This window comes from Cellulosimicrobium sp. ES-005, assembly GCF_040448685.1.
In the GTDB taxonomy this organism is placed as follows: Bacteria; Actinomycetota; Actinomycetes; order Actinomycetales; family Cellulomonadaceae; genus Cellulosimicrobium; species Cellulosimicrobium cellulans_G.
Genome location: NZ_CP159290.1, coordinates 4,382,309 through 4,401,043, shown reverse-complemented (window position 1 = coordinate 4,401,043; position 18,735 = coordinate 4,382,309). Strand labels below are relative to the sequence as shown.

Annotated in this window: 14 protein-coding genes; 6 read left to right on the top strand and 8 right to left on the bottom strand. The window is 76.0% G+C overall.

The features are described 5' to 3' along the window. Window positions 1–13 precede the first annotated feature (13 nt). Together ABRQ22_RS19610 and ABRQ22_RS19605 are read right to left on the bottom strand one after the other, a co-directional pair. Window positions 14–3,511 (bottom strand): PD-(D/E)XK nuclease family protein, encoded by a 3,498-nt coding sequence (locus tag ABRQ22_RS19610; protein ID WP_353707896.1) that lies wholly within the window; start codon window positions 3,509–3,511, stop codon window positions 14–16. 58 nt (window positions 3,512–3,569) lie between these two features. Further along, complete coding sequence (locus ABRQ22_RS19605) at window positions 3,570–4,484, bottom strand: DUF3152 domain-containing protein (protein WP_353707895.1); 915 nt, start codon at window positions 4,482–4,484, stop codon at window positions 3,570–3,572. 111 nt (window positions 4,485–4,595) lie between these two features. On the opposite strand from ABRQ22_RS19605, the gene ABRQ22_RS19600 reads away from it, so the two are divergent. Together ABRQ22_RS19600 and ABRQ22_RS19595 are read left to right on the top strand one after the other, a co-directional pair. Then, a complete protein-coding gene (locus tag ABRQ22_RS19600) occupies window positions 4,596–5,393 on the top strand; it encodes a TetR/AcrR family transcriptional regulator (protein ID WP_353707894.1) in 798 nt (265 codons plus the stop codon). 94 nt (window positions 5,394–5,487) lie between these two features. After that, the gene (locus tag ABRQ22_RS19595; RefSeq protein WP_205205335.1) at window positions 5,488–5,712 is read left to right on the top strand and encodes a DUF3107 domain-containing protein; all 225 of its coding nucleotides are present in this window, start codon (window positions 5,488–5,490) and stop codon (window positions 5,710–5,712) included. A gap of 58 nt (window positions 5,713–5,770) precedes the next feature. On the opposite strand, the gene ABRQ22_RS19590 is transcribed toward ABRQ22_RS19595, so the two are convergent. Then, window positions 5,771–6,484 carry a ferritin-like fold-containing protein gene (locus ABRQ22_RS19590; RefSeq protein WP_353707893.1) on the bottom strand — a complete coding sequence of 238 codons (714 nt, stop codon included), beginning with the start codon at window positions 6,482–6,484 and terminating at the stop codon, window positions 5,771–5,773. Window positions 6,485–6,727: 243 nt separating this feature from the next. Here ABRQ22_RS19590 and ABRQ22_RS19585 point away from each other — a divergent pair, with 243 nt between their 5' ends. Next, the gene (locus ABRQ22_RS19585; protein ID WP_353707892.1) at window positions 6,728–8,374 is read left to right on the top strand and encodes a DEAD/DEAH box helicase; all 1,647 of its coding nucleotides are present in this window, start codon (window positions 6,728–6,730) and stop codon (window positions 8,372–8,374) included. Between the two features lie 98 nt (window positions 8,375–8,472). Here the strand turns inward: ABRQ22_RS19585 and ABRQ22_RS19580 are convergent, their stop codons facing one another. Together ABRQ22_RS19580 and ABRQ22_RS19575 are read right to left on the bottom strand one after the other, a co-directional pair. Continuing rightward, window positions 8,473–9,663: an MFS transporter gene (locus ABRQ22_RS19580; RefSeq protein ID WP_253050933.1), complete on the bottom strand. Its 1,191-nt coding sequence runs from the start codon at window positions 9,661–9,663 to the stop codon at window positions 8,473–8,475. Then, a complete protein-coding gene (locus ABRQ22_RS19575) occupies window positions 9,660–10,370 on the bottom strand; it encodes an FCD domain-containing protein (RefSeq protein ID WP_353707891.1) in 711 nt (236 codons plus the stop codon). Before ABRQ22_RS19575 ends, ABRQ22_RS19580 begins: the two co-directional genes overlap by 4 nt. A gap of 140 nt (window positions 10,371–10,510) precedes the next feature. On the opposite strand from ABRQ22_RS19575, the gene ABRQ22_RS19570 reads away from it, so the two are divergent. Then, window positions 10,511–12,592, top strand: a complete 2,082-nt coding sequence (locus ABRQ22_RS19570) for a glycosyl hydrolase family 18 protein (RefSeq protein WP_353707890.1) — start codon at window positions 10,511–10,513, stop codon at window positions 12,590–12,592. Window positions 12,593–12,665: 73 nt separating this feature from the next. Here the strand turns inward: ABRQ22_RS19570 and ABRQ22_RS19565 are convergent, their stop codons facing one another. The 3 genes from ABRQ22_RS19565 to ABRQ22_RS19555 form a co-directional block, all read right to left on the bottom strand. Further along, window positions 12,666–14,450, bottom strand: a complete 1,785-nt coding sequence (locus ABRQ22_RS19565; protein WP_353707889.1) for a family 20 glycosylhydrolase — start codon at window positions 14,448–14,450, stop codon at window positions 12,666–12,668. A 157-nt stretch (window positions 14,451–14,607) separates the two neighbouring features. After that, entirely contained in the window at window positions 14,608–15,240 is a 633-nt protein-coding gene (locus ABRQ22_RS19560) for a MarC family protein (RefSeq protein ID WP_253050929.1), read from the bottom strand. Between the two features lie 7 nt (window positions 15,241–15,247). Then, window positions 15,248–16,087 carry a PHP domain-containing protein gene (locus tag ABRQ22_RS19555; RefSeq protein ID WP_353707888.1) on the bottom strand — a complete coding sequence of 280 codons (840 nt, stop codon included), beginning with the start codon at window positions 16,085–16,087 and terminating at the stop codon, window positions 15,248–15,250. A 118-nt stretch (window positions 16,088–16,205) separates the two neighbouring features. On the opposite strand from ABRQ22_RS19555, the gene ABRQ22_RS19550 reads away from it, so the two are divergent. After that, window positions 16,206–17,093: an alpha/beta hydrolase gene (locus ABRQ22_RS19550; protein WP_353707887.1), complete on the top strand. Its 888-nt coding sequence runs from the start codon at window positions 16,206–16,208 to the stop codon at window positions 17,091–17,093. After that, complete coding sequence (locus ABRQ22_RS19545; protein WP_353707886.1) at window positions 17,090–18,727, top strand: aminopeptidase P family protein; 1,638 nt, start codon at window positions 17,090–17,092, stop codon at window positions 18,725–18,727. The genes ABRQ22_RS19550 and ABRQ22_RS19545 overlap by 4 nt, the downstream gene beginning before the upstream one ends. Window positions 18,728–18,735 lie beyond the last annotated feature (8 nt).

Here is an 18,735-nt window from a genome sequence, read left to right as displayed (position 1 = left end):
AACAGCTCGCTGCTCACGCCACGACCCTCCTGCCCTCGGGCTGCACCGGGCACGCACGCCGCACCGGGCACATCTCGCACAGCCCGTTCTGGCGGGCCGTGAACGTCGCCGCCGACATCGTGCCGGCAGCCTCCTCGACGAGGTCGCGCGCCCAGCTCGAGCCGTCGGCTGCCGGGTCGAGCGCGGGCTGCGGGACGACGGCGGGGCCGACGTGCGTGCTGCCCACGTAGACGAGCTGCGCCCCCGCGCTCCGCGTCCCCTCGGGCACGTCGAGGGCGCCTGCCTCGACCGCGAGCTGGTACGCGCCGAGCTGCGGGTGCTCGGCGCCCTCGGCCTTGGTCGCGGTGCGCCGTCCGGTCTTGAGGTCGACGACGCGGACCGTGCCCTCGCCCGCGTCCTCGACCCGGTCGATCGTCCCGCGCAGGCGCGCGCGACCGACGGTGACGTCGAACGTCGGCTCGACGAGGAGCGGCTCGCCCGCCTGCGCCACGTAGGCCGCGAGCTTCTCGATCATGCGCTCCGCACGACGGCGGAGCTGGCGCGTCGGCCAGCCCTCGGGCAGCGCGAGCTCGGCCCAGCGGCGGTCGAGCTCGGCGCGCAGCTCGGCGAGCGACCCCGACGGGTGGGTCTCCGCGATCGAGTGCACGAGCGTGCCGAGGCTCTGGTGCGTCGCGTCCGGCGCGGTGCCGCCCGCGGCCTCGAGCGACCACCGCAGCGGGCAGGTCGAGACGGTCTCGACCTTCGACGGCGACACGGTGACGATCTCCTGCGCGCCACGCAGCGGCGCGGCGCTCGACACGCCGGCGACCCCGTACCAGGTCTCGGGTCGCGCCTCCGCGACCCCGAGCTCGCCCAGGTCGGCCAGGAGCGTGGCCGCCGCGACCGCACGCGCGTCCGGGACGCCGTCGGGGCCCCCCTCGGGGACGCGCCCGCCGTGGAGGTCGGCGCCACCGCGGGAGTCGTCGGGCACGCGACCCGGTCCCTGCTCCGCAGCTGCCGGGGACACCCGCGCCGCGCCCGCGGCGGCCTCGACGAGAACGCCGCGGGCCGCGGCCACGAGCCCGCGCAGGTCGAGCGGGGCGCCGACGCGCACGTGCCGCCGCGCCTCCGGGTCGGCGCCGGGGCCGGAGGGGGTCCCGCCCGCCGCAGCCGGACCCGGCGACCCGTCGTCCGGCGCGCCGCCGTCCGGGCCCTCGTCCGGACCGTCGGGCCCGGCGGGCGGGACGACCAGGTCGCAGAACACGGAGGGCGCCTCCTCGGCGTCCTGGACCGCCGTCACCACGAGCCGCCGGGTCGCGCGCGACGTCGCGACGACGAACGCGCGCAGCTCGTCCGCGAGCACCTGCGCCCGCGCCTGCGACCCCACGCCGTGCGCGTCGTGCGCGCGGCCCGCGAGGAGCTCGACGAGCGCCTGCGACCCGAGCAGCGAGTCGCGCAGGCGGAGGTCGGGCCAGACACCGTCCTGCACGCCCGCGACCACGACGACGTCCCACTCGCGCCCGGCGGCACCCGCGGGCGTCAGCGCCGCGACGGCGTCGGCACCGCTCGCGCTCGCCGCGAGCGAGTCGGCCGGCAGGTCCTGCGACGCGAGGTACTCGACGAACGCCTCGGCCGGCGCACCGGGCATGCGGTCGACGAACGTCTCCGCCGCGCGGAACAGGGCGAGCACCGCGTCGAGGTCACGGTCCGCACGCGCCCCGGCCGGGCCGCCGTCGAGCGCCGCCGAGCGCCACCGCTCCGCGAGCCCGGTCGCCGCCCACACCGCCCACAGCACGGTCTGCGCCGTCGCGCCGGGCTCGGCCGCCGCAGCCCGCCCCGCCGCGAGCGCCCGCGCGACGGCGACCGGGCCCCGGCGCACGGTCGGGGGCAGCGTCGCCGCGCGCGCCGGGTCCTGCAGCAGCTCGACGAGCAGCGCGTCCGACGAGCGCCCGCCCCCGCCCTCGAGCTCCTCGGCCCGCAGCGCGCGCCGCAGCCGGCGCAGCGCGACGACGTCCAGCGCGCCGACGGGCGACGTGAGCAGGGCCGCCGCGGTGAACGGGTCCAGCGCGTCGGCGTCCTCCGGGTCGGCGACGCACGCACGGACCGCGGCGAGCAGCGGCGCGACCGCCGGCTCGTCGCGCAGCGGGACGTCGGAGCCGAGCAGCGTGACCGGCACCGAGGCGGCGACGAGCTCGCGGCGCAGCGCAGCGAGGCGGGTCCCGGTCCGCGCGATCACCGCCATCCGGTGCCACGGGGTGCCGTGCAGCAGGTGCTCGGCCCGCAGCTCGCGCGCCACGAACGCGGACTCCTGCGCGACGGCCGAGAGCACGGCGACCTGGACGGGCACGGCGGCCCCGGGCTCGCCGCCTCCGCCGGTCCCCGACGACGCGCCCGGCGAACCGGCCGCGTCGCCCGCGCCGACCGGGGCCCCCCGGGAGGCGGCACCGCGGTGCACCGCGCCGGCGACGGTGCCGACCTGCGCCGCGACCCGGCGCGTCACGGCGCGCAGCGCGGGGTCCTGCCGCCACGCCGTGCCGAGCACGGCGACGCGCGCCCCGAGCTCGCCGCGCCGGGCACCGTCCCGGCGGGCGGGCGCCGAGGCGCGGCCGACGAGGCCCGGGCTCGCGCCGCGGAAGGTCTGCACCGCGGCGTCGGGGTCGCCGAGCAGCACGAGCCGGGCGCCGTCGTCGTGCAGCACGTGCAGCAGCCGCGCGGTCGCGACCGTCGCCTCCTGGTAGTCGTCGACGACGACGAGGTCCCACCGCGGGCGCGCGGCGTCGGGCACCTCGTCGTCCCACGCGAGCAGCGCCTCGGCCGCCTCGTCGACCACGATCGCCGGGTCGAACCGGGCGCCCGCGTCCGGCGTCCCCGAGCGCAGCGCGGTCACGTCGAGGTACTCCGCGAAGAGCTGGGCGCCCAGCGACCACTCCGGCCGCTCGTAGCGGTCGCCGAGCGCGGCGAGGTCGGCGGGCGTCAGGCCGCGCTCGGCCGCGCGCATGAGGAGGTCGCGGAGCTCCTGGCGCAGGCCCCGGAGCCCGAGCGCCTCCTCGGGCAGTCCGGGCGGCAGGACGAGGGGCGCGCCCAGGTGCGCGAGGTCGCCCCCCAGGTGGCCCTCCAGCAGCTCGGAGAGCACGAGGTCCTGCTCGGGGCCGGAGATGAGCGTGGGGACGGGCTCCCCCAGGGCAGCCGCTCGCTCGAGCAGCACCGCGAAGGCCGCGGAGGCCGCGGTGCGCACCATCGGCGCCCCGACGGTGCGCCGCGCGCGGGCCGACAGGCGGTCCCGGAGCGCCGCCGCCGCCCGACGCGACGCGGCGAGGAGCAGGACGCGCTCGGGGGCGAGGCCGTCGGCGAGCGCCGCGAGCACGACCTCCTGCGCGACGAGCGTCTTCCCCGTGCCCGGCGCCCCGACGACGAGCGTCACGCCGGGACGGGACGCGGCGGCGAGCGCCGCGCGCTGGGAGTCGTCGAGCGTGACGTCGGCCTCGTGGTCGCGAGGCCGCGCGACGAGGCGAGGGGCGGTCGTCCGGGGCACGGACCCGATCCCATCACGCGCCACCCACACCGCCGGCGTCGCCGACGGCGCGGCGCGACTACGGCACCGGCCACCCGTTGGTCAGACAGCCCTGGGCAGAGATCGACTGCTGCACCATCACCGGCGCGACCGCGCCCGGGGCCGGGCAGTCCTCGTGGCCGTGCCCGAGCACGTGACCCACCTCGTGGTTCACCAGGTACTGGCGGTACGTCGCGAGGTCGTCCCCGAAGTCGGGGGCGCCGAGCACCCAGCGCTCGAAGTTGAGCACCGCGACGCCGGACACGGAGTTGCCGCACGAGTACTTCCCCTCGGTCGCGAGGGGGGCGCACATCCGGTCGGTGGTCGCGGGGCTGGCGAGCACGACGCGGATCGACGCGTCGTCGGCCGCCGTGCGGGAGAACGTCACGCCGTCGGGGCCGGACCACCCGCGCGGGTCGTTGAGCGTCGCGAGCACGGCCGTCGCGAGGACCTCGCCGTCCACGGGCAGACCCTGCTCGACCTCGACCCGCACGGACCGGACGACGCCCGCCCCCGGCGCCGGGGCCTCCCCCGGGACGACGTCGAGCGCACCCCCGAGGTCGGGCGCGACGACGACGTCGCCCACGAGGCCCGAGCCGGGCTCGGCGACCGGCGCCTCGGGGGTCGTGGGCGCGGGGTCCGGCACGGGGTCCGCGGCCGGAGCCGTCGGCGCGTCCGCGGGGGCGAGCGGCGCGACCACGTCCGGGCGCGGCGCGACGAGCTCGCGCAGCTCCGGGGCCCGCACGACGTCGTCCGCGCGCTCCACGCCCGACCGGCTCGCCGCGTCGGGCTCGTCACGGACGGGCGCGGGCGGGTCCTCGCGGTCCGCCGAGACCGGTGCCGGAGCGCCCGGGACGTCCCACACCTCCGCCGTGGCGGCACCGCCGCCGAAGCCGACGACGAGGCAGGCGGCGACCGCCGCGCCGTGCCGCAGGCCCTGCGAGGAGCGCTTCACGCGCGGCGTCGACGGGCGGTTCGAGGGGGTATGTCTGTCGGGCACCCGCCCATCGTCCCACTCCTCGCGACGCCCGGTCGACACCGGCCCCCGTTTCCGTATCCTCCCCCCATGACCGGAGCCAGCGAGGGACGCACGCGCGGCACGGCCGGGCCGCCCGTCCCCGCGCGCACCCGGATGCCCCGGGACGAGCGGCGCACGCAGCTCCTGACGATCGCCGAGGAGCTCTTCGCCTCCCACGGCTACCACCACATCTCGATGGACGACATCGCGGACCGCGCCGGAGTCGGCAAGCCCGTGCTGTACCGACACTTCCCCTCGAAGCTCGACCTCTACCTCGCGCTCATCGACGACCAGGGCGACCGCCTCGTCCGCTCCGTCCACGAGACGCTCGACCCGTTCCGCGAGCCGGCCCCCGGGATCTCCGCGGGCGACCTCGACGCGCTCGCGGTCGACGGGCTCGCCGTCATCGAGGGCATCGTCCGGGCGTACGTCGCCTACGCGCGCACCGCGGGCAGGTCCGCGGCCCTGCTCTTCGAGTCCGACGTCATGCGCGACCCGGTGGTGCGGGCGCGCGTGCTCGCCCCCGACGCCCGTATCGCCGGGGCGTTCGCCGACGTGCTCGTCCGGATCACCGACCTCGACGCGGACGAGGCGCTCGTCGTCTCGCGGACGTGCACGGCCGTGGGTCGGGCGGCGGCGACCGAGGCCGTGCGGCCGGACGGGACCGCGTCCGCCGACGACGTCACCCGGCTCGTCCCGCGCCTCGTCTGGCGCGGGGTGCACGGGATGCTGCGCCGCTCACGGGCGGGTTCGCCGGACGCCGCGGGGACGACGTCGCCCGACGTCGCCCCGGCGCCGGGCCCGGACCCCGACGCGGCGCTCGACGGGTCGACCGCGGGAATCTGACTACTATCGAACGCGTTGTCGCCGGTGGGACGCCCACGGGCGGCCCGAGACCCGTCGTCGCTGCGCCTGGCGCAGCCGCTGTGAGGAGATGTGCGTGGAAGTCACGATCGGTGTGCAGAACCTGGCCCGTGAGCTCGTCGTCGACACGGACCTGTCCGCCGACGCCGTGGCGACCGCCGTCGCGGACGCCCTCGGCGGCGCCCCCGCCCTCGAGCTCACCGACTCGCGCGGTCGTCGCGTGATCGTCCCGACGGCGTCGCTCGGCTACGTCGAGATCGGCACCGAGGAGCAGCGCAAGGTCGGTTTCGGCTCTCTCTGACCGCCACGACCTGACCGTCACGTGCCGCCGTCGCGCCTCGGGCGCGGCGGCGGCTTCGTCATGCCGCCAGACCCAGGCGGTCCATGCGCCGGGAGTGCTCCGCCGTCAGGCGCGAGAACACCCACGACTGCGTCGCGGGCGCCGGGCCGCCCGACCCGGCGTCGGCCGTCGCGTCCACGCCCGCCGCGACGAGCCGGGCGAGAGCGGGCCGCTCGGACAGGACGACGCCCACGACGCCCAGCGCCTCGCCGACGAGGCGCCGGCCCCACAGCGCGAGGCGGGACGCGAGCACCGGGTCCGCGGCGGCGGCGTCCGCGATGACGGGGGCGTAGCGCTGCGAGGGCGTGTCCTGCGTGAGCGCCTCCACGACGACGTCGCGCGAGCGCTCGTCGAGGCCCTGGGCCGCGAGCAGGCAGAAGTCGTCCGCGACGCCCTGGCCGACGTACCCCTTGAGGATCCCCTCCCACCAGGTGCTCGGACGGGTGCGGGCGTCGAAGTCGTCGAAGAGGCCGTCGAACGCCGTCATGCAGTCGGCGGGGTCGCCGCCGAGCTCGTCGACGCGCACGAGGACGCGCTCCTGCCGGTCGAGCATCGCCGCCGCGAGCCGGGACAGGGCCTGACGCTGGCGCAGCGTGGGCGCGTGCGCGGCGTCGCCCGCGAGGCGTCCGAAGCTCGCGAGCTCGGTGTACGCGACGAGCCCGAGCAGCTCCACCGCGTCCGCGTGGTCCGCCGTGGGCAGGGTCAGGGGGCTCGCGTGCTCGGCGTCGCTCATCGGGACAGGATAGTTCTCCGATATCATGGCCGACGTACATCGGTTGCCCGGTCGTCCAGACCTCACGCTCGTCACGCGGAACGACGACGGCACGGCACGGTCCGCAGCGCGGTCCTGGCCACGACATCCCACGATCGGCTGCCGGCCACGAGGTGCGTACGACCGCGACCGGGAGCCTCCCGGGACCGGGCCCCCGCCGGGCCCGCCGACGGTCGCGCGTGCCCGAACGAGACAGAGGCACCAGTGACCACCACAGACGCCACCCCTGACGTGAGCGCGGACGCGACCACCGTCGCCGCCAGCGTCCACGCGGACAACACCACCTTCGCCGACTTCGGCGTGCGCCAGGAGATCGTCGACGCGCTCTCCGACGCGGGCATCGTCCAGCCCTTCCCCATCCAGGCGATGACGCTCCCGGTCGCGATGTCGGGCCACGACATCATCGGCCAGGCCAAGACCGGCACCGGCAAGACGTTCGGCTTCGGCGTGCCGCTGCTGCACCGCGTCGTCGCGCCGGGCGAGCCCGGGTTCGACGAGCTGCCCTCGCCCGGCAAGCCGCAGGCGCTCGTCGTCGTCCCGACGCGCGAGCTCGCGGTCCAGGTCGCGAACGACCTCGGCACCGCCTCGAAGCGGCGCTCCGTGCGCATCGTCCAGCTCTACGGCGGCCGCGCCTACGAGCCGCAGGTCGAGGCGCTGCAGCGCGGCGTCGAGGTCGTCGTCGGCACCCCGGGCCGCATGATCGACCTGATGAACCAGGGCCACCTCAACCTCACGCGGGCCGCGATCGTGGTCCTCGACGAGGCGGACGAGATGCTCGACCTGGGCTTCCTCCCGGACGTCGAGAAGATCCTGGCCCGCACGCCCGCGCAGCGCCACACCATGCTGTTCTCGGCGACCATGCCGGGCGCCGTCGTGTCGATGGCGCGCCGCTACATGAAGCAGCCGACGCACATCCGCGCGAACGACCCCGACGACGGCGGCCAGACGGTCAAGAACATCGAGCAGGTCGTCTACCGCGCGCACGCGCTGGACAAGGTCGAGATGCTCGCGCGCATCCTCCAGGCGGAGGGCCGCGGACGCACGATCGTGTTCGCGCGGACCAAGCGCACCGCGGCGAAGGTCGCGGACGAGCTCGTCGACCGCGGCTTCGCCGCCGGCTCGATCCACGGCGACCTCGGCCAGGGCGCGCGCGAGCAGGCGCTGCGCGCGTTCCGCAACGGCAAGATCGACGTGCTCGTCGCGACGGACGTCGCGGCGCGCGGCATCGACGTCGAGGACGTCACGCACGTCGTGAACTACCAGTGCCCCGAGGACGAGAAGACGTACCTGCACCGCACGGGCCGCACGGGCCGCGCGGGCAACAAGGGCACCGCCGTCACGTTCGTCGACTGGGACGACATCCCGCGCTGGTCGCTCATCGACAAGGCGCTCGGCCTCGGCATCCCCGAGCCGGTCGAGACGTACTCGAGCTCGCCGCACCTGTACACCGACCTGCACATCCCCGAGGGCACCAAGGGCCGCCTCCCCAAGGACCGGCGCACGCTCGCCGGGCTCGACGCGGAGGAGATCGAGGACCTCGGCGAGACCGGCAAGCGGCACACCCCGGCCGGCGGGTCGCGGGGACGCCAGGGCGGCCGGTCCGACGGCGGTCGCAGCCGGGGCGAGCAGGGTGACCGCGGACGGTCGGGCGGCCAGGGCCGCTCCGGCGGCCGACGCGCGGAGGGCGAGCGCTCGGGCGGTCGTCCCGAGGGCGAGCAGACCGACGCCGCGGGCGCACCGTCCGAGGGCGGCGAGCGCCGTCGTCGGTCCCGCAACCGTCGCCGCACGCGCGGCGGCCGTCCGGTCGAGCAGCAGGGCGGCGCCGAGGCGACCTCCCAGCCCGCCGAGTAGCCCGGAGGCTCCCGCAAGCCCGACGACGAACCCCGGGTCGCTCCCCACGATCACCACGCGGTGGGGAGGGACCCGGGGTTCGTCGCGTCCGGGACCGGTCAGTGCACGTGCGCGTCCCGGCCCGCGAACCACACGGCGACGCCCTGGACGGCGGCCGCGGCGACGAGCAGGAGGAGCGGCAGCGTCCACGCGCCCGTGGCGTCGTGCGCGAGGCCGAGGCCGAGCGGCCCGGTCGCCGCGAGCAGGTAGCCCGCGCTCTGTGCCATGCCGGAGAGCTCGGACGTGTGGGCGGCATCGCGGGCCCGCAGGGCCATGAGCGTGAGCGCGAGGCTGATGCCGCCGCCCTGGCCCAGGCCCACCAGCACGACCCAGAGCGCCGCGGCGCCGGGGGCGAGGGCCAGCCCGAGCAGCCCCGTCCCGACGAGCACGACGAGCGCGATCCCGATGCCCCGCTGGCGGCGCATGCGCCCGGCGAGGACCGGGGTCACGAACGACCCGAGGATGCCCGCGAGGTTGCACAGAGCGAGGAGCCAGCCGCCCGCCTCCGGCGTCCGGCCGAGCGCGACCATGATCTCCGGGAGCCACGCGTTGACGGCGTAGAACGACAGCGACTGCATGCCCATGACGACCGTGACCGCCCAGGCGAGCGGGCTCCGCCACACCGTGGAGCGCGCGACCCCGGCCCCCGCGCCCGCGCCGAACGCCGTCGCGCCGGCCGGGTCGGGCCGCAGCGCGCGCGGCACCCACACGAGCACGCCGAGGACGGCGAGCACGCCCCACGTCGCGAGCGCGCCGCGCCAGTCGAGACCGGCCGCGGTCGCGACCGGGATCGTCAGCCCCGCGGCGAGCGCGGCGCCGCCCGACAGCGCCATCGAGTACAGCCCCGTCATGAGGCCGATGCGGTCGGCGAAGTCGCGCTTGATGAGCGCGGGGAGCAGGACGTTCCCGAGGCCGATCGCGCACCCGGCGACCACGGTCCCGGCGAACAGGCCCCACGTCTCGGGGACGAGCCGCAGCGCGAAGCCGACGCACAGCGCGACGAGGCTCACGAAGAGCGCGCGCTCGAGGCCCCACCGCCGCGCGAGCACCGGCGCGAGCGGCGCGAGGAGGCCGAAGCACAGGACGGGCAGCGTCGTGAGCACGCCGGCCGCCGTCGCGCTGAGCCCCAGGTCGGCGCGGATCTCCCCGAGCACCGGCGAGATCGACACGACGGCGGGGCGCAGGTTGAGCGACGCCAGGACGATCGCGACGACCGCCCCCACCCCCAGCGGTCGGCGCAGCCCGCTCACGCGTCGGCCTCCGTCGCCCCGGCGCGCTCCGCGGCGGCCTCCACCAGGTGCGCGCGCACGGCGTCGATCGTCGCGGCGACCGCGTCCTCGGCCGCGTCGGCGTCGCCGGCCCGGATCGCGGCCACCACCTCCTCGTGGCCGGGGACGTCGCGGTGGTGCAGGCGCTGCTCCCCCGAGGGGTACGTCCGGACGAGCGCGTGGTCGAGGCCGTCGTAGAGGTCCGCGAGCAGCGGGTTGCCGGCGGCGCGCACGACCTCGGCGTGGAACGCGACGTCGGCGGCCTGGAACGTGTCCTCGTCCGCACCGCGGGCCGCGGTCTGGGCCGCGAGCGCCACGTCGAGCCGGGCGAGCGCGTCCGCGTCGTGCCGGACGGCCGCCGCCCGCGCCGCACCGCGCTCGAGGACGCCGCGCACGTCGAGCACGTGGAAGGCGTCGGTGGTCCGCGCGCGGCGCGCCAGGGCGGCGTCGAGGCCGTCGGCCGCGCGGACGTAGGTGCCGTCGCCGCGCCGGGGCTCGAGGACGCCGGCGTGCTCGAGGGCCCGCACGGCCTCGCGGACCGTGTTCCGACCCACGCCGAGCTCGGCCACGAGCTCGGGCTCCGGCGGGATCCGGGAGCCGACCGGCCACTCCCCGCGAGCGATGCGCTCGCTGAGCCGCTCGACGACGAGCTCGGACACCTTGCGGGGCGGGACGATCGGCTGGTTCACCGAAAGAACCTAACATCCCCTGTTTGTCCGCGGCGACGAGGACGGGCCGTACGGGGTCTCTCGTACGGGGATTGACCAGCACGGGGCGCCCGGAGGACCTTGCGCGGGACCGCTCCTCGACGACGAAAGCGAGACCCACCATGGACCCCACGACCCCACGACGCCGACGGCTGCGCAGGATCCTCGCGCTCGTCGCCTCGGCGACGCTCGTCGGGACGCTGCTCACCGGGACCACCACCGCCACCGCAGCGGATACCGAGCTCGCCGTCAACGGCGGGTTCGAGTCGGGGCTGTCGGGGTGGACCTGCTCCGGCTCGACCTCACAGGCGACCGCGAGCCCGGTCCGCACCGGGAGCGGTGCCCTGCGGGCCGCGCCCGCCGGCGCGGACAACGCGCGCTGCTCGCAGTCCGTCCCGGTGCAGCCCTCCTCCACGTACACGCTCAGCGCGTGGGTCCAGGGCGCGTACGTCTACCTGGGGGCGAGCGGCGCGACCGCGCAGGACGTCTCCACGTGGACGCCGTCCGCCTCGACCTGGCAGCGCCTCAGCCTGACGTTCACCACCTCGGCGACGGCCACGTCGGCGACGATCTACCTGCACGGCTGGTACGGCCAGCCGGCCTACCTCGTCGACGACGTCAGCCTCGTCGGCCCGGGCGGCGGCACGACGCAGCCGCCCGCCACGCCCACCGGGCTCACCGCCGGCACCCCCACCGCCAGCAGCGTCGCCCTCACCTGGGGCGCGGTGACCGGCGCCACCGGCTACGCCGTCTACCGCGACGGCACGAAGGTCGCCACCACCACGACCCCGTCCACGACGGTCTCCGGGCTCGCCGCCTCGACCGCCTACTCCTTCCAGGTCACCGCCACCAACGGCGCCGGCGAGTCCGCCCGGTCCACCGCCGTCACCGTGACCACGGCCGGCGGCACGACGCAGCCGCCGGCCACCCCGACCGGCCTCGCCGCCGGCACCCCCACCGCCAGCAGCGTCCCGCTCACCTGGGGCGCGGTGACCGGCGCCACCGGGTACGCCGTCTACCGCGACGGCACCAAGGTCGCCACCACCACGACCCCGTCCGCCAGCGTCACCGGGCTCGCCGCGTCCACCGCCTACTCCTTCCAGGTCACCGCCACCAACAGCGCCGGCGAGTCCCCCCGCTCCACCGCCGTCACCGTCACGACGGCCGACGGCGGCGGCACCGGCGGCGACCTCCCGCCGCACGCGCTCGTCGGCTACCTGCACGCCTCGTTCGCCAACGGCTCGGGCTACACCCGCATGGCGGACGTCCCCGACTCGTGGGACGTCATCAACCTCGCGTTCGGCGAGCCGACGAGCGTCACGTCCGGGGACATCCGGTTCAGCCTGTGCCCGCAGACCGAGTGCCCGAACGTCGAGTCGGTCACCGAGTTCAAGGCCGCCGTCGCCGCCAAGCGCGCGGCGGGCAAGAAGGTGCTCCTGTCGATCGGCGGGCAGAACGGTCAGGTGCAGCTCACGACGACCGCCGCGCGCGACGCGTTCGTCGCGTCGGTGAGCTCGATCATCGACACCTACGGGCTGGACGGGGTCGACATCGACTTCGAGGGCCACTCGCTGTACCTGAACACGGGCGACACGGACTTCCGCAACCCGACCACGCCGGTGATCGTCAACCTCATCTCCGCGCTCAAGACGCTCGCGGCACGCTACGGCGACGACTTCGTGCTGACCATGGCGCCGGAGACGTTCTTCGTCCAGAACGGCTACCAGTTCTACGGCTCCGGGCCGTGGGGCGGTCAGGACCCGCGGTGCGGCGCGTACCTGCCCGTCATCCACGCGCTGCGCGACGACCTGACGCTCCTGCACGTCCAGGACTACAACTCGGGCCCGATCATGGGGCTCGACGACCAGTACCACACCATGGGCGGCGCGGACTTCCACATCGCCATGACGGACATGCTGCTCACCGGCTTCCCGGTCGCGCGCGACACGACCAAGGTGTTCCCCGCGCTGCGCCCGGACCAGGTCGCGATCGGCCTGCCGGCGAGCACGCAGGCGGGCAACGGCCACACCGCGCCGGCCCAGGTCAACCAGGCCCTGGACTGCCTCACGAAGGGCACGGGCTGCGGGTCGTACCAGACGCACGGGCGGTGGCCCGCGTTGCGCGGCCTCATGACGTGGTCGATCAACTGGGACCGCTACAACGGCTGGGAGTTCTCGCGGAACTTCGACGACTACTGGCCCTGACGGCCGTCGTGACGCACCGACCGTGACGCGCCGGCGTCCGGGGGCCGCGACCCCCGGACGCCGGCCGTCCGCCTCAGTCGTCCCAGCGCACGTCGTGCACGCGATTCCACCCGATGCCCGCGGCGTCCCACCGAGGGGCCAGCCGCACGATCCGTGCCTCGAAGTCCTCGTAGTCACGGTCGGCCTGGGCGGTCCAGGCCACCTCGGCGAGCGCGGGCAGGCGGGGGAAGGTCATGAAGTCCACGTAGACGTCGACGTCGACGAACTCGTCGGTGCTCGTCGGCAGGTGAGTGAGGCTGTCCGGGTAGGAGCGGTCCGACCACAGGGGCGCCTCGACCCCGGCGACGCGTCCCGTGACGTCGACCTTCCGCTCCGGGTCGAGGGTCGACGTCAGCTCGGTCTCGGGGTCCCACGAGTACGCGCGCTCGAGGTCGATCCGCGCGGCCCACTCCAGCCCGTACGGGGTGAGGTCGTCGTACTTCATGTCGAGGTACGTGCGGTCCGCGGGAGACATGATCAGGTCGGCGCCGGCGGCGAGCGCCGCGCGGACCTCCTGGACGTCCGCGGTCTCCCGCGCGGTCCCGATGAGCCCTTGGTTGCGCTCGCCCACGCCCCAGTACTGGATCAGGCTGCCCTCCGGCAGGGTCGTGCCCTGCGCCCACTGGTGCCAGCCGACGACCGTGCGCCCGTGCTCCGCGACGATCTGGTTCGCCGCCGCCGTGTAGTTCTCGTACCAGCCCTCCGCGGGGCTGGGAGCCTCGTCCCCGCCCAGGTGCACGTACGGACCGGGGTTCTGCGCCACGACGGCGGCGAGGACGGTGTCGAGGTACTCCTGGACCGCCGGCATGTTCTCGTCGCTCGAGCAGATCATGGGGTTGTTCACCTCCGGCCCCCAGTACGGCTCGCCGGGCGTCCCGTCGCAGCGCAGCGACCCCAGGACGGACTGCGCGGCGAGCGTGTGCCCGGGTCCGTCGATCTCGGGGACGACGGTGACGTACCGGTCGGCCGCGTACTCGACGATCTCCGCGTACTCCTCGGGCGTGTAGAACCACGGCCCGCCCGTCCCCGGCGGCCAGCCCTCCTGCGTCCGGCCGCCCACCTCGGTGAGCTCCGGCAGGCCGTCGACCGTGAGCCGCCAGCCCTGGTCGTCGGACAGGTGCAGGTGCAGCACGTTGAGCCGGTAGGCCGCGAGGTGGTCGACGAACCGCTGGACGTCCTCGACCGGGGCGAAGCGCCGCGCGACGTCGAGCATCGCGCCGCGGTACGCGTAGCGCGGCGCGTCGGTGATCTCGACCGCCGGCACCTCCCACGCGACGTCGTCGACGGGGGCGGACGCCTCGACCTCGGGCGGCAGGAGCTGGAGCAGCGTGCGCGTGCCGCGGTACAGGCCCGCGGGCGTCGTGCTGGCGAGCACGACGCCGCCCTCCCCGGCCTCCAGGGTGTACGCCTCGGCCGCCGGGTCGTCGAGCAGGCCGTCGGGGTCCCACGACTCGCCGCCGGGCTCGAGCCGCAGCACCACCGCGCCGCCGTCGGCCTCGGGGTCCGTCTCGACCGGGAGGTCGAGCGCCGTGGGCGTGCGCAGCTCCGCGGCGAGCAGCTCGCCGACGTGGACCGCGCCCTCCTGCCCGACGGCGCTGCCCGCCGCCGCGTCGACGACGACCCGGGTCCCGCCGTCGAGCACGAAGGGCGCGGCGTCCGAGACCTCGACCGACGCCGGGAGCGGGACGAGCCCGAGCTCCTGCGCCGTCGGTGCCCCTCCGGGGGTGGACGTGCAGCCGGCGAGGGCCACGACCCCGCACACCCCCATCACGGTGACCACGCCGAGCGTGCGTCGCGCCGAGCGCGTGCCAGCATTCATGAGGACCCCTGCCGAACTGGTCGCGCGGACGGCCGTCGTCCGCACCGCTGCCGACCCTAGCGCTCCCCCGACAGGCTCCGCGAGGCCGTGCGCGGCACCACGAGGTGCCGGGTCGGGAGTCGCGGCTCGCGCGGCGCGGCACGACCCGCGGCGGACGTCAGGCGGCCTGGACGAACTGCGTGACGGCGTCGGCCACGAGCTGGACCGCGATGGCGGCGAGCAGCAGACCGGCGATGCGCGTCACGAGGATGGTCCCGGAGTCGCCGAGCACGCGGTTGATGACGTTCGCGAAGCGCATGGAGAGCCAGAGGCACACGTGCACCGCGACGACGCCCGCGACGATCGCGACCCACTCCGCGACGCCGCCTCCGCGCTCCCCCGCGCGCTGGACGAAGACCATGGTCGCGACGATCGCGCCCGGGCCGGCGAGCAGCGGCGTGCCGAGGGGCACGAGCGCGACGTTGACGCCCTTGTTGCCCGACGGCTGCGGCTCCTCCATCTTGCCCGTGAGCAGCTCCATCGCGACGAGGAGCAGCAGCAGCCCGCCCGCGGTCTGCAGGGCGGGCAGCGAGATGTGCATGTAGCTGAGGATCTGCTGGCCGAACGCCGCGAACGCGACGATCACGCCGAACGCGACGAAGATCGCGGTGCGTGCCGCCTGGTTGCGCTGCTTGGCACCCATCGCGCTCGTCAGGCCCAGGAACACCGGCACCGTGCCGGGCGGGTCCATGATGACGAACAGGGTGACGAAGACCTCCGTGAAGAGCCGGACGTCGAAGACCTCGCTCATCGTCCGATCATCGGATCACGTCCAACTGTCCCAGCTCCTCGATCTGCTCCAGCACGGTCGGTGCTGTCGTGTTCTCCCCGAGCCGGTTCGGTTTGCCGGCCCCGTGGTAGTCGCTCGACCCGGTGACGAACAGGCCCAGGGTGCGGGCCAGGTCCTCGAGCCGTGCGCGCTGACGCTCGTCGTGGTCGCGGTGGAACACCTCGAGCCCCGCGAGCCCCGCCGCGGTCATCTCCTCGATCACCGCGTCGGACACGACGTGCCCTCGGCCGTCCGCGCCCGGGTGGGCGAAGACGGGCACACCGCCCGCGGCACGGATCCCCCGCACCGCCGCGACGGCGTCGGGCGCGTAGTGGGGCACGTAGTACGGGGTGTCGGTGGCGAGGATCGTCGCGAACGCCGCCGAGCGGTCGGGCGAGAGCCCTGCGGCGACGAGCGCGTCCGCGATGTGCGGCCGCCCGATCGTCGTGCCCTCGATGGTCTGCGCGAGCACATCATCCCACGTGATCGGGTAGTCCTCGGCGATGAGGTCGACCATCCGCCGCGCCCGGCTCGTGCGCGCGTCGCGCGTGCGGTCGAGCTCCGCGAGGAGCGCCTCGTGCGCCGGGTCGTGCAGGTAGGAGAGCAGGTGCACGCTGATGCCGCCCGAGCGGGCCGAGATCTCCGCGCCGCGCACGAGCGCGACGCCGTGGCGCAGCGCCGCGTCCGTCGCCTGAGCCCAGCCCGCGGTCGTGTCGTGGTCCGTGAGCGCGACGACGTCGAGCCCGGCCGCGGCCGCGGCCTCGACGACCTCCCCCGGCGCGTCCGTGCCGTCCGACGCGGTCGAGTGGGTGTGGAGGTCGATGCGCACGGGTCCCAGGATAGTGACGGGACACCGGGTCGGCGGCACGGGACCCGCACACGATGTGCACACGGGGCGCTATCCCTCCCCACGGCCGTCCCAGGCTCGGGTGCCACAGTCGGGAGCGATGACCCCCACGACGCACGCCCCCGCCCTGCTCGCCCCGCCCGCCCCCCGCACCGACGCGCCCGCCGACGGCCCGGAGCGCCCGCCCGCCGTCGTCTTCGTGCACGGCATGCGCACGTCCGGCGCGATCTGGGACCACCAGGTCGACCACGTGCGCGCCCTCGGGCACGACGCCGTCGCCGTGGACCTGCCCGCGCACGGCGCCCTCGCGCACGAGCGGTTCACGCTCGACCGGTCCTTCGAGGTGCTCGACGAGGCCGCCGCCTCGTTCGGACCGGACCGTCGCGTCGCGCTGGTCGGGCTCTCGCTCGGCGGCTACACGTCGCTCGCCTGGGCGGCCCGCCGCCCCGCGAACCTCGCGGGCGTGGTCGCCGCGGCGTGCACGTCCGACCCCAAGGGCAAGCCCGTCGCGCTGTACCGCGACGTCGCGCGCCTCGTCGTGGCGGGAGGGGGCGCCGTCGGGCGCGGAGCGCGCTGGGCGGCGCGCACGAGCGCGGCGGCGTGGAGCACGATCGCCCGCGGCGGGCGCTCGCTCCCGGGCGGCGCCGCGTCGTCGTACGCGCTCGCCGGTCCGGCCGACGCGGGTGCCCCCGCTCCGGCCGCACCCGGCTGGCACGTCGTGACCGACGCCCTCACCCAGCTCGCGGGCCGCTCGTGGCTCGCCCACGTGCGCGACGTCGACGTGCCCGTCTGGCTCGTCAACGGCGCCCGCGACCACATGCGCCTCGACGAGCAGCGCTACCTCGCCGCCGCCGCGGACGCCGCGCTCGTCGTCGTGCCGCGCGCCGGCCACGACGTCAACAGCGAGGCCCCCGAGGCCTTCAACCGCGTGCTCGGGCGCGCGCTCGCGGACTTCGGCCGCGTGCGCGGTGCGAGACTGGGGGCATGACCGACGCCACCCCCGTCACGCCCGAGCCCACGTCCGAGACGCCCGACCAGGCACCCGACAGCGCCGGCGACGGCCAGGACCTGGCCGCGCGCGGCAGCAACCGCTCCCAGCGCCCCGACTCCGACGCGTTCAAGGCCTTCATCACGAGCGGCTGGGCGCCGCGCGCGGAGCTCGACGTCGAGCCCCTCCCGGCCGCCCCGTACACCGTCGCCCGCCGCGCCGCGCTGTCCGCCCGGTTCCCGGGCGCGCGCCTCGTGGTGCCCGCCGGGCCGCTGAAGACGCGCTCGAACGACACCGACTACCGGTTCCGCCCGCACTCGGCGTTCGCGCACCTCACCGGCTACGGCACGGACCAGGAGCCCGACGCGGTGCTCGTGCTGCACCCCGTGGAGCCCGGGACCGGCGACGGCGGCTCGGACCACCACGCCGTGCTCTACGTGCGCCCGCTCGCCGCGCGCGACACCGAGGAGTTCTACGCCGACTCGCGCTACGGCGAGTTCTGGGTCGGCGCGCGGCCGTCGCTCGACGACGTCGCGGCGGCCACGGGCGTCGAGGCCCGCCACGTCGACGAGCTGCGCGACGCGCTCGCCAAGGACGTCGGCCCGGGCGGGGTGACGCTGCTCGTCGTCGCGGGCGCCGACGAGGCCGTGGAGGCGCTCGTCGAGGCGATCCGCGCGGAGGCCGGGCTGGACGACGTCGAGGGCGCCCAGGACCAGGAGCTCACCGAGGCCGAGTGGCTCGCCCGGGCGGAGGCCGCCTACCGGCGCACCGACGCCGCGCTCGTCGAGGCCGTCTCCGAGCTGCGGCTCGTCAAGGACGCCCACGAGGTCGAGCAGATGCGCGAGGCCGTCGCCGCCACGATCGCGGGCTTCGAGGAGGTCGTGCGGAACCTCCCGCGCGCCGTCGAGCACCGGCGCGGCGAGCGCGTCATCGAGACGACGTTCGACGCCCACGCGCGCCTCGAGGGCAACACGGTCGGCTACGAGACGATCGCCGCGGCCGGCGAGCACGCGACGACGCTGCACTGGATCCGCAACGACGGCGTCGTGCGCACGGGCGAGCTCGTGCTGCTCGACGCGGGCGTCGAGGTCGACTCGCTCTACACGGCGGACGTCACGCGCACGCTGCCCGTCGACGGCGAGTTCACCGAGGTCCAGCGCCGCGTGTACCAGGCGGTGCTCGACGCCGCGGACGCCGCGTTCGCCGTCGCCGTGCCGGGCGCGCGCTTCCGCGACGTGCACGCCGCCGCGATGGAGGTCGTCGCCGCGCGCCTGGAGGAGTGGGGCCTGCTCCCGGTGAGCGCCGCCGAGTCGCTCTCGCCCGAGGGGCAGCAGCACCGTCGCTGGATGGTGCACGGCACGAGCCACCACCTGGGCCTGGACGTGCACGACTGCGCGCAGGCGCGCCGCGAGCTCTACCTCGACGGGATCCTGCAGCCCGGCATGGTCTTCACGATCGAGCCCGGTCTGTACTTCAAGGCGGACGACCTGGCGGTCCCGGAGGAGTACCGCGGGATCGGCGTCCGCATCGAGGACGACGTGCTCGTGACCGCCGACGGCAACGAGAACCTCTCGGCCGCGCTCCCCCGCCGCCCCGAGGACGTGGAGGCCTGGATGGCGCGCCTGCGCGCCTGAGGCGGCCT